This is a genomic window from uncultured Mycobacterium sp. (genome assembly GCF_964249325.1).
Lineage (GTDB): Bacteria > Actinomycetota > Actinomycetes > Mycobacteriales > Mycobacteriaceae > Mycobacterium.
Map to the genome: position 1 here is coordinate 1750 of NZ_CAXUCH010000062.1, position 9727 is coordinate 11476.

At 66.1% G+C, this 9727-nt stretch carries 10 protein-coding genes and 2 pseudogenes (1 of these 12 cut by a window edge); 8 read left to right on the forward strand and 4 right to left on the reverse strand.

Annotated elements, in window-relative coordinates; all coding sequences use genetic code 11:
• Nucleotides 1–580: 580 nt before the first annotated feature.
• Nucleotides 581–1072: a MarR family winged helix-turn-helix transcriptional regulator gene (locus ACFE99_RS10345; protein ID WP_375484893.1), complete on the forward strand. Its 492-nt coding sequence runs from the start codon at nt 581–583 to the stop codon at nt 1070–1072.
• A gap of 403 nt (nt 1073–1475) precedes the next feature.
• The gene (locus ACFE99_RS10350; protein WP_375484921.1) at nt 1476–1676 is read left to right on the forward strand and encodes a hypothetical protein; all 201 of its coding nucleotides are present in this window, start codon (nt 1476–1478) and stop codon (nt 1674–1676) included.
• 39 nt (nt 1677–1715) lie between these two features.
• On the opposite strand, the gene ACFE99_RS10355 is transcribed toward ACFE99_RS10350, so the two are convergent.
• On the reverse strand, nt 1716–2462 hold the full coding sequence (locus ACFE99_RS10355; RefSeq protein ID WP_375484895.1) for an enoyl-CoA hydratase: 747 nt from the start codon (nt 2460–2462) through the stop codon (nt 1716–1718).
• 44 nt (nt 2463–2506) lie between these two features.
• Between ACFE99_RS10355 and ACFE99_RS10360 the strand changes: the two genes are divergently transcribed.
• Together ACFE99_RS10360 and ACFE99_RS10365 are read left to right on the forward strand one after the other, a co-directional pair.
• On the forward strand, nt 2507–2773 hold the full coding sequence (locus ACFE99_RS10360; protein ID WP_375484897.1) for a DUF2277 domain-containing protein: 267 nt from the start codon (nt 2507–2509) through the stop codon (nt 2771–2773).
• Complete coding sequence (locus ACFE99_RS10365; RefSeq protein WP_375484899.1) at nt 2770–3330, forward strand: DUF1802 family protein; 561 nt, start codon at nt 2770–2772, stop codon at nt 3328–3330. The genes ACFE99_RS10360 and ACFE99_RS10365 overlap by 4 nt, the downstream gene beginning before the upstream one ends.
• 9 nt (nt 3331–3339) lie before the next feature.
• Here ACFE99_RS10365 and ACFE99_RS10370 read toward each other — a convergent pair whose 3' ends face one another.
• Both ACFE99_RS10370 and ACFE99_RS10375 read right to left on the reverse strand, forming a co-directional pair.
• Nucleotides 3340–4989 (reverse strand): CocE/NonD family hydrolase, encoded by a 1650-nt coding sequence (locus tag ACFE99_RS10370; protein ID WP_375484901.1) that lies wholly within the window; start codon nt 4987–4989, stop codon nt 3340–3342.
• A 71-nt stretch (nt 4990–5060) separates the two neighbouring features.
• Nucleotides 5061–5640, reverse strand: a pseudogene (locus tag ACFE99_RS10375) (DUF3558 domain-containing protein).
• A 154-nt stretch (nt 5641–5794) separates the two neighbouring features.
• Between ACFE99_RS10375 and ACFE99_RS10380 the strand changes: the two are divergent.
• Genes ACFE99_RS10380 through ACFE99_RS10395 form a run of 4 tightly spaced genes read left to right on the forward strand, consistent with a single transcriptional unit; the run spans nt 5795 to nt 9498 of the window.
• Complete coding sequence (locus tag ACFE99_RS10380; protein WP_375484923.1) at nt 5795–6736, forward strand: metallophosphoesterase family protein; 942 nt, start codon at nt 5795–5797, stop codon at nt 6734–6736.
• Nucleotides 6733–7410 (forward strand): 4'-phosphopantetheinyl transferase, encoded by a 678-nt coding sequence (locus ACFE99_RS10385; protein WP_375484903.1) that lies wholly within the window; start codon nt 6733–6735, stop codon nt 7408–7410. Before ACFE99_RS10380 ends, ACFE99_RS10385 begins: the two co-directional genes overlap by 4 nt.
• On the forward strand, nt 7407–8285 hold the full coding sequence (gene truB, locus ACFE99_RS10390; protein WP_375484905.1) for a tRNA pseudouridine(55) synthase TruB: 879 nt from the start codon (nt 7407–7409) through the stop codon (nt 8283–8285). Before ACFE99_RS10385 ends, truB begins: the two co-directional genes overlap by 4 nt.
• A gap of 22 nt (nt 8286–8307) precedes the next feature.
• Nucleotides 8308–9498: a lipid-transfer protein gene (locus ACFE99_RS10395; RefSeq protein WP_375484907.1), complete on the forward strand. Its 1191-nt coding sequence runs from the start codon at nt 8308–8310 to the stop codon at nt 9496–9498.
• Nucleotides 9499–9554: 56 nt separating this feature from the next.
• Here ACFE99_RS10395 and mntR read toward each other — a convergent pair.
• Nucleotides 9555–9727 (reverse strand): annotated as a pseudogene (mntR, locus tag ACFE99_RS10400) (manganese-binding transcriptional regulator MntR) (it continues 547 nt past the right edge of the window).

A 9727-nucleotide genomic window follows, 5' to 3' on the forward strand; every position in this document is an offset into this window, starting at 1 on the left:
GTTGGAAACTGTGTAACTTACCGGCCCATTATTGTGTACTTCCTGAATCGGTTAAATACAGTAATCGTTTCCGACAAATAACCGTTCCGGAACCAGTGGGTATGAGATTGCGGGTCTGGCACGCGAGCACGACGACCAGCTCACCGCGGGACTCGACCCTGAAAAATGCTGCGCATTTCGCGGGCTCCTTTCGGCGGTAGCCCAGCAGCTGGGCCTTACGCCGCATACCCGCCCGGTTACCACGCTCTGGATAGATGGGTGGCTCACCCACTTCGGTAATCCCTCCCGCCGGCGTGGAACGGTTACTGGCGTAACGCAACTCCTTGCGGCAGCTTCCCATTCGCTGACCTGTTGACCGTTGAGGTACTTGCGAAAAGCTTGCAAGGGCATGAGTTCATGGCTAGTTCGGTGTCGAGGGGTTCTAAGCTGCTGACACCAGCTCAAGGGAGCATAAAGTCCCGTGCACAACACGTAGTCGTGTTGCCAGGCGGGCCGAAGATAGGTAGTGCACTACTCGTGTACGTGCCGGCATTAAAGGCGGAACCTGACTCCGAGGGAAATGGGAGGGGATGGTTCCACAATGGCTGAATCTTCTCTAGTGCAGACCGATGGCGTGGGTTTTCGTCTGGCCGAACTCGGCCATCTCGCCGCCACTCTGTTCGCCGATCAGATGGCAACGATGGAATTGACTCTGACACAGGCAGGCATCTTGCGCGCCATCGCCGCAATGCCGGGCCGCAGTCAGCACGCCCTTAGGGCCTACCTCGGCGTGTTGCCCGGTCGTCTCGTCGCCTACGTCGACGAGCTGGAGGAGCGCGGGTACGTCGAGCGTCGCCGCAACCCCGGTGACCGCCGCCTGCACGCCCTCTACCTCACCGATGCGGGAAAGAAGCTGATGCGCAAGCTTTCCGGTCTTACGCGTCAGCACGAAAGCCAGCTCACCGCCGGCCTTGGCGCCGAAGAGCGCGGCATGCTGCGGGGCCTCCTAGTTACGGTGGCTCGACAACGAGGTCTGACCCCGGACGCCCACAATGGTTATCGCGTCCTGGCGGTACTTACTCCAGCCGGGTGATCCGACCACCGCGATCTGTCGGCGCCCTCGACCCAGTGGTGCCTGCCCTGGCACCGCGCCCTGGTTGTCGACCGCAACGGTGCGCGAGGCTGGCTGTGCTACTGGCGAAGTCGGGTAGCGCACTACTCGCGAGACGGCGCCGGTTTCGCCGAAGGATGCCGTTATGACTAGGACCGCAGACGCGTCGCTTACGGTTACCGAGCACTCTAAAAGCTTCGGCGTTGCCCGATCGATATACGGCTGGTCCAAGTCGTCCTTCAGGAGAAAGCTAAGCCGTGCACGGCGGTCAGGCCGTCCGACGCCGGTTTCTATGAGACTCGCCATCACGTCTGGCGGCCGCACACGGCTTGATGCCCAAGCCAAGTCGCAGGCCGGCGGAAAGCGAACGGCGACTGTCTACCAGTTGACCGATCGTCTGCATGATGGGCACACAGTGCAAGTGTCGGAAGACGACATCGTGACAACGTTGTCTGCGTGGTTGGCTGAGCTTGGCGCCAGCAGCCCATTAGTAGAAGCCCTGGCACAAGCGCTACGCGTAGGTGATTGGCCGAAGACACACGTCCTAAGCGATTGTTTGTCGGTGGAAATAACTGTGGTCGCATGAGTTAACGGCCCCTGCCCCGGCCATGGCAGTCCGACGTAACTAGCGCACCTGTGCGCGTCCGCGCTGCAGCACGGCTTCCCGGTTGGCGGCGATGTCCTCGCCGCTCGTCCGGAATTCCCGTGCCGCCGCCGCTTCCAGCCACAGTCCTGCGCTGGTCTGCGATTCGTCGATGCGGTGATACGACGCCAGCAATGCCCGCACGGCCGGCTGGTTGTTGCCGACGATCGATGCCGCGACCTCCCGCGCAGTGGGCAGCAGCCGCTCGTGCGGCACCACCTCGGTGACCAGACCGGCCCGCAGCGCGTCCTCGGCGGACAGGTAGTCGCCGGTGAGGCTCATCCGACGTGCAAGCCCGACGCCCACTTTCTGCGGAAGCCGCACGCTCAGCCCCCACGTCGGAAGCAGCCCCACTCGGGCATGGGTGTCGGCGAATCGCGCGCGCTCGGAGGCGATCAGGATGTCGCAGTACAGCGCCAATTCCAGCCCGCCGGTGACGGCGGCGCCGTTGATCGCGCCGATTACCGGCTTGGTCATCGGCGGCCATCGGGGCGAGATGTCCGGCAGGGCCGACTGGCCGCCGAGCTCTTTGAGGTCCAGCCCCGCACAGAACACCGGGTCGGCGCCGGTGAGGATGACGACGTCGACGTCGTCGTCGGACTCCGCCTCTGCCAACGCCGCGAAGAACCTGTCCCGCAGCGCCGCCGAGAGCGCATTGCGTGATTCGGGCCGGTTGAGGGTCAGCGTGCGGATTCGTGCATCGGTGTCGATCAACAGGATGTCTGTCATGAGACATCACCGTAGCCAGTCGCGGGCGCACCTATCGTTGAGGCATGTGCCGGAACATCACCGAACTGCGCGGCCTCGAGCCGCCGGCCACAGCCGTGGAAATCGAAGCGGCCGCGCGCCAATACGTGCGCAAGGTCAGCGGCATCACCCGCCCGTCACCGCCCAACGCCGAGGCGTTCGAGGCTGCGGTCGCCGAGGTCGCCGCGGCCACGACCCGCTTGTTGGGCGCTCTACTGCCGCGGCGCCAGCCCCCCAAGACCATCCCGCCGCTGCGCAGGCCGGCAATCGCAGCCCGGATCGCGGCGCGATGACCCAGATTGCGACCGTGCCCGCGCTCAAAGAATGGAGCGCGGTGGTGCACGCGCTGCTCGACGGTCGCCAAACTGTGCTGCTGCGTAAAGGCGGCATTCACGAAAAGCGCTTTGACGTAGCGGCCCGGGACTTTTTGCTGTTCCCGACCGTCGCGCACAGCCACGCCGAGCGTGTCCGGCCCGAACATCAAGATCTGCTTTCGCCTGCAGCTGCCGACAGCACCGATGACCACGTCGTGGTGCGGGCCGCAGCGAAAGTAGTTGCCGCGCTGCAGGTTAACCGCCCAGACAACATCGACGCCATCGCCGACCTGCACATCTGGACGGCCGAATCGGTGCGCGCGGATCGCCTCGACTTCCGGCCCAAGCACCGGCTCGCGGTGCTGGTGGTTTCGGCCACGCCGTTGGCCGAGCCGGTGTCGCTGCTGCGCGCACCCGAGTACGCGGGCTGCAGCAGCTGGGTGCAGCTGCCGGTGACGCCGAGGCTGGCCGGCCCGGTGCACGACGACGCCGCGCTAGACGAGATTGCCGCCCGCGTCCGCGATGCCGTCGGCTGAGTCCGCCGGCTAGGAGACCGGAAGCACGAGCCGGGAGAGGCCGTAGTGCACCGTGTGGGTGGCGTGCTTCAGTTGCCGGCCGGTCAGCGGCGGCTCGCCCGTGCCGAGGTTGCGTGCGTAGCGGGGATGGCAGCCGCCGGCCACCAGCACGCGGATGCGTGAGCCCGCGCAGAATCGGTGCGCAATGGGGTCCAGTTCGATGCGGACCGTGTCGCCTCCGTCGGTCAGTCGCCGGTAGCCGTCGCTGACGTTGACCGACCGGCCCCGGGCGTCGACCTGGCTGACCCGCACAAAAAGGTCGACGTGCGGATTGTCTGAGGTATGCCCCAACTCGACGACAGGATTGCCGTGCACGCACAGATCAGCGGTGAGCGGGTCGCCGGTGAAGCTGAGCACGTCGTCGCGGCGGGCCAACCGGTCGTCGTTGCGGTATCCGCCGTCCCGTGACAGCAGCCGACCACCGATAGTCGGAGTCGGATCGGCCGGGTCGTACCGGAACGAGGCCGGCGGTGCCGTTGTCGATGGTGGCGTTGCATCCAGGCCGCCGCCGGGCTGCAGGTAGAGCGTGTGCTCGGCGGTCGTCGGCGGCCAGTCCCGCAGATTGAGCCAGCCGAGACCGGTGACGAAGACGCGGACCCTAGTACGCCGCGGTTGTTCTGTCGTGCCGCGCAGATGGCAGTCCAGCCAGCTCAGCGATTCGCGTGTGATGGTGGCCAGCCCCTTGGTGAGCAGTTGGGTGTGTGTCCACGGCCCGACCGTCAGTGCCACGTCGACACCTCGCCGATCCAGGTGGCGGAACTGCTCGAGCGTCTGCCTGATGAAGACGTCTTGCCAACCACCGACCAGTAGCACCGGAACCTGCACGCGGTCCAGCGCTGCGTCGAAGCGCAGCGGCTGCCAGTATGGGTCGTCGGGTTTGGTGTGCTCCAGCCACGACTCATACCAGGGTGCCCGGTTGCCCAGCAGCGCGCGGGCCGCGTCGCCCATCGGCAATCCGCCGGCCGCGCGCGTCACCCGCCGGTAAGCCAGCAGCTGGCGGATGGCGATCCGAAGCCGCATGGGGTCGTCCTGGTGGGCGACCAGGTCGCTCCAGCCCAAGAAGTCGGCGACCGCAAACGACCCGGTGCCCCACACCGAAGCGTTGAAGTCGTGCGGGCCGGCGGTAATGATGGCCGCGGTCAACTCCGCAGGGGGATCCTGCAGCAGCGCCCACTGGGTGAATCCCAGATACGACAAACCGATGGTGGCGAACCGACCGGTGAACCACGGCTGCTGACGCAGCCAGGCGACAGTATCCGCAGCGTCGGCGGCCTCGTGAATCATCGGCTCGAAAACGCCCGCCGAGCCGAACGTCCCGCGGACACTCTGCAGAATCACGCGGTAGCCGCGGGCGGCGTACATCGCGGCGTATACCACCGAGAACGGGAACCCGCGGCCGTAGGGGCCGCGCACTAGCAAGGTGCCGGCTGGCTCTCCGGTGGGCGCGTAGTGGTCGGCTTGCAACTCGACTCCGTCGCGCATAGGGATCCGGACGGTGCTGAGTGTGTACCCGCAGGTGGGCTTCGGCAGGCATAACAGCCGGCCTAGTGCTTGGCCGGCGATTCTGTTCGCCCGCCCGCGCAGTCTCCGACTGGCACGTTCGCTGGGTGTGAAACTCACCGCCTCAGGTTATGGGGCTAGCTCAAAGACGCCGGTGCGTGGCTGTCCGTGGGGTCGCCGCGTGGCCGATGTCAGAAGACGTAATACGGCGAAGGTCTTGTGCCCGCTGCAGATCCGTCGACGGGCAATCGACATCAGGCTCGGAATAGACGGTCGAATAGAACAGCGATTGCGGATCACCCCGTAGCTGGTTTTGAACTTCACCATGCAGGAGATGTACCAGTAGCTGTTGCGCCAGGTCGGCTTCAACACCCAGTACCGGGCGGCGCGGTGGCCGTTGATGGTGGTTTCGACGGCGTCGGGCGGCACGTCTGCTCGTAGGTGCGCCAGATGATCGGCTCGACCGCCAGCTGGTAATTGCCTGCGTCGTAGAGTGGCAGCGCAGCCCCTCTTCGTGCTCGGGCGGCGCGAAGCTCAGACCGAGCCGCTGCACCACGTCGAACGGGATGTCTTCGCACGGGTCGAACGGGCGGGGATTGACGGTTGCGATGATCGGGCTCTTCATCGTGGTGGCCGGTTCCATCGGCGCCGCAGTGGACCGCAATTCGACGCGGCCGCCGCCGGTCACCGCCGGCGGCGCGCTCTGCCACACCAAGACCACGGCGGTGAGCAGCGCACCAGCGCCGCGAGCAGACGCAGCGTGGCGACCATCACACCCCCTGACTCGACCTGATCGTCGGGGAGTGTACAAGCCGGGTCGGTGCGGGCACAGCGGAAACAAGAACCTGTTCTCGTTGTAGGTACGACGCAGCCGAGGGCGGCCGGCGGACCGTTAGGCTGGGGAGTCGTGGCAGCGCGGGAGCAAATGAACGGCGGCCAGCCGACGCTGTGGGCGGTCTCCGACCTGCACACCGGGCACCTCGGCAACAAGCCCGTCACCGAATCGCTGCACCCGTCGTCGCCGGACGACTGGCTGATTGTGGCGGGCGACGTCGCGGAACGCACCGACGAGATTCGCTGGGCGCTGGATGTGCTGCGCCGACGATTCGCCAAAGTGATCTGGGTGCCCGGCAACCACGAACTGTGGACCACCGGCCGGGATCCGATGCAGGTCTTCGGCCGTGATCGCTATGACTACCTGGTCAATATGTGCGACGAGATGGGCATCGTCACACCCGAGCATCCCTTCCCGGTGTGGACCGAGCGCGGCGGACCGGCCACCATCGTGCCGATGTTTTTGCTCTACGACTACAGCTTCTTACCCGAGGGGGCCGCCAGCAAAGCCGAGGGCCTGGCGATCGCCCGGGAACGCAACGTGGTGGCCACCGACGAGTTCTTGCTGTCACCCGAGCCGTATCCCACCCGGGAAGCATGGTGCCGCGACCGGCTGGCCACCACCCGCGCCCGGCTCGAACAGCTCGACTGGATGACCCCGACTGTGCTGGTCAACCACTTTCCGCTAGTGCGTGAGCCCTGCGACGCGCTGTTCTATCCGGAGTTTTCGCTGTGGTGCGGCACCACCGAAACCGCCGACTGGCACACCCGCTACAACGCCGCGTGCTCGGTGTACGGGCATCTGCATATTCCCCGCACCACCTGGTATGACGGGGTGCGCTTCGAAGAGGTGTCGGTGGGTTACCCCCGGGAGTGGCGGCGCCGCAAACCCTACGCCTGGCTGCGCCAGGTGCTGCCGGATCCGCAGTACGCGCCCGGCTATCTCAACGAGTTCGGCGGGCATTTCGTGATCACTCCGGAGATGCGGGCACGGGCCGAGCGGTTCCGGGAACAACTGCGGCAACGGCGATGACCGAGCCAACCCTGCTGTCGTCGGTGCTGCCCGACGACGCCGACAACCTGGCGTTCGAGGAGGTCTACTTCGACCCACCCGGGCTGGCACCGCTGCCCGAAGAAGAACCGCTGATCGCGCGCTCAGTTGCCAAGCGGCGCAACGAGTTCATCACCGCACGCCACTGTGCGCGAATTGCTCTCGGCAAACTGGGTCTGCCGCCGGTCCCAATTCTCAAGGGCGACAAGGGCGAACCATGCTGGCCCGACGGCGTGGTGGGCAGCCTCACCCACTGCACGGGCTACCGCGGCGCGGTGGTAGGTCGCAGCCCCGCGGTGCGTTCGGTGGGCATCGACGCCGAGCCGCACGATGTACTGCCGGACGGTGTGCTCGACGCGATCACCCTCGCTGAGGAACGCCACGAAATTGCCGCGCTGCCCGAAGGCCTGCACTGGGATCGAATCCTATTCTGCGCCAAGGAGGCAACCTATAAGGCGTGGTTTCCTCCGACGCGGCGTTGGCTGGGCTTCGAAGACGCCCACGTCGTGTTCGACGTGGATCCCGATGACACCACCGGCGTCTTTGTCTCCAAGGTCCTCATCGACGGCACGGCCCTGTCGGGGCCACCGCTGACCGCGCTGCGCGGACGATGGTTGGTACGCAACGGCTTGGTGCTGACCGCAATCGTGCTATGAGCGCGGGCATCGTCATCGTCGACAAGCCGGCCGGAATGACAAGCCACGACGTGGTGGCGCGGTGTCGACGTATCTTCGCCACCCGCAAGGTGGGCCACGCCGGGACGCTGGACCCGATGGCCACGGGTGTGCTGGTGATCGGAATCGAGCGCGCCACCAAGATTCTAGGTCTACTGTCGGGCGCCTCGAAGTCGTATGCCGCGACGATCCGCCTGGGTCAGGCCACGTCGACCGATGACGCTGAAGGCGAACTGCTCCAAGAGATTTCAGCAGGACACCTTACCGACACGACGATCGCCGCGGCGATGACCGGGCTTCATGGCGACATCACCCAGGTGCCCTCGGCGGTCAGCGCCGTCAAGGTCGGCGGCCAGCGAGCCTACCGGCTGGCCCGAGAAGGCCGGCCCGTCGACCTGCCCGCCCGCCCCGTGCGCGTGGACCGGTTCGAGCTGCTGGCCGCCCGCCGCCACGGCGAGCTGGTCGACATCGACGTCGAGGTGGACTGTTCGTCAGGAACCTACATCCGCGCCCTGGCCCGCGATATGGGCGAGGCACTTGGCGTCGGCGGGCACTTGACCGCGCTGCGGCGCACCCGCGTCGGGCGGTTCGGGATCGAGCGAGCGCTTTCACTCGACGAGCTCGCCGAGCGGCCGCGCCTGAGCCACACCCTCGATGAGACGTGCCTGCTTGTGTTTCCGCGGCGCGAGCTCTCCGCCGAGGAGGCCGACGCCGCAGCCAACGGGCGTCCAGTTCACACCGCCGGCATCGATGGCGTCTACGCCGCCAGTACCGCCGACGGCCTAGTGATCGCGCTGCTGCTCGACGACGGGCCGCGGACGAAATCAGTGGTTGTGCTCCGCCCGGCCAACCTGTAGACACCCGCCGTACGCTAGGGCAATGACAAACAAGGTCTACGTCGTCGGCGTCGGCATGACGAAGTTCGAGAAGCCGGGCCGTCGTGAGGGCTGGGATTACCCCGACATGGCGCGCGAGTCCGGGACCAAAGCATTGCAAGATGCCGGTGTCGACTACCGCGAGGTCCAGCAGGGCTATGTCGGCTATGTCGCCGGCGATTCGACGTCCGGGCAGCGGGCGCTCTATGAGCTGGGCATGACCGGTATTCCGATCGTCAATGTCAACAACAACTGCTCGACCGGTTCGACGGCGCTTTTCCTGGCGGCGCAGGCCATCCGCGGCGGCCTCGCTGACTGCACGATCGCGCTGGGCTTCGAGAAGATGCAGCCCGGCTCGCTGGGCGGTGGCGCCCAGGACCGCGAATCGCCGACGGCCAGACACGTCAAGGCGATGGCCCAGATCGACGAGTTCGCGATGCCCGTCGCACCGTGGATGTTCGGTGCCGCCGGTCGCGAGCACATGCGGCAATACGGCAGCACCGCAGAGCATTTCGCGAAGATCGGCTACAAGAACCACAAGCACTCGGTGAACAACCCGTACGCGCAGTTCCAGGAGTCCTACACGCTCGACGACATCCTGGCCTCGCGGATGATCTCCGACCCGCTGACCAAGCTGCAGTGTTCGCCGACGTCCGACGGTTCCGGCGCCGCGATCCTGGCCAGCGAGTCGTTCGTCGACAAACATGGGTTGGCGGGGCAGGCGGTGGAGGTCGTCGGCCAAGCCATGACCACCGACTTCGCGTCCACCTTCGACGGCACCGCCAAGAATCTCGTCGGCTACGACATGAATGTGCAAGCGGCACAGCGGGTTTACCAGCAGTGCGGTTTAGGCCCGGAGGACTTCCAGGTAATCGAGCTGCATGATTGCTTCAGCGCAAACGAGTTGCTGCTTTACGAGGCTCTCGGATTGTGCGGCGAGGGAGAGGCTCCCAAGCTGATCGACAATGGCGACACCACCTACGGCGGGCGCTGGGTGGTCAACCCGTCCGGCGGCTTGATCTCCAAGGGCCACCCGGTGGGTGCGACGGGTTTGGCGCAGTGCGCCGAACTCACGTGGCAACTGCGCGGTACCGCGGACAAGCGTCAGGTCGACAAGGTGACGGCGGCCTTGCAGCACAACATCGGGCTCGGGGGAGCAGCTGTGGTCACCGCCTACCAACGCGCCGAGCGCTGAGGCTTTGGCGGCGACCTGCCGCGCCCGGCTTTGCCGCGCTTGCGATCGCCGCAGGGCTAGCTGGACACCACCCAGATCGCGCGGGCGGCCGGGCTGCCCAACTCAACAGTGCTGGCCGCACCCTCAGGTGATGCCCCTGATTCAATGGCCACCGAGATCATCCCGGCGAACTCGCGGCGGGTGAGCACCCGCAGCCGCGAATCCAAGCTGATCCCGATGCTGTCGAAAT

Excerpts from the sequence above, each read along its gene's own strand:
- ACFE99_RS10365 (WP_375484899.1), top strand. The coding sequence starts at position 2,770 with ATGACCCAGATTGCGACCGTGCCCGCGCTCAAAGAATGGAGCGCGGTG.
- ACFE99_RS10345 (WP_375484893.1), top strand. The coding sequence starts at position 581 with ATGGCTGAATCTTCTCTAGTGCAGACCGATGGCGTGGGTTTTCGTCTG.
- ACFE99_RS10380 (WP_375484923.1), top strand. The coding sequence starts at position 5,795 with ATGAACGGCGGCCAGCCGACGCTGTGGGCGGTCTCCGACCTGCACACC.
- truB (WP_375484905.1), top strand. The coding sequence starts at position 7,407 with ATGAGCGCGGGCATCGTCATCGTCGACAAGCCGGCCGGAATGACAAGC.
- ACFE99_RS10355 (WP_375484895.1), bottom strand. The coding sequence starts at position 2,462 with ATGACAGACATCCTGTTGATCGACACCGATGCACGAATCCGCACGCTG.
- ACFE99_RS10385 (WP_375484903.1), top strand. The coding sequence starts at position 6,733 with ATGACCGAGCCAACCCTGCTGTCGTCGGTGCTGCCCGACGACGCCGAC.
- ACFE99_RS10395 (WP_375484907.1), top strand. The coding sequence starts at position 8,308 with ATGACAAACAAGGTCTACGTCGTCGGCGTCGGCATGACGAAGTTCGAG.
- ACFE99_RS10360 (WP_375484897.1), top strand. The coding sequence starts at position 2,507 with ATGTGCCGGAACATCACCGAACTGCGCGGCCTCGAGCCGCCGGCCACA.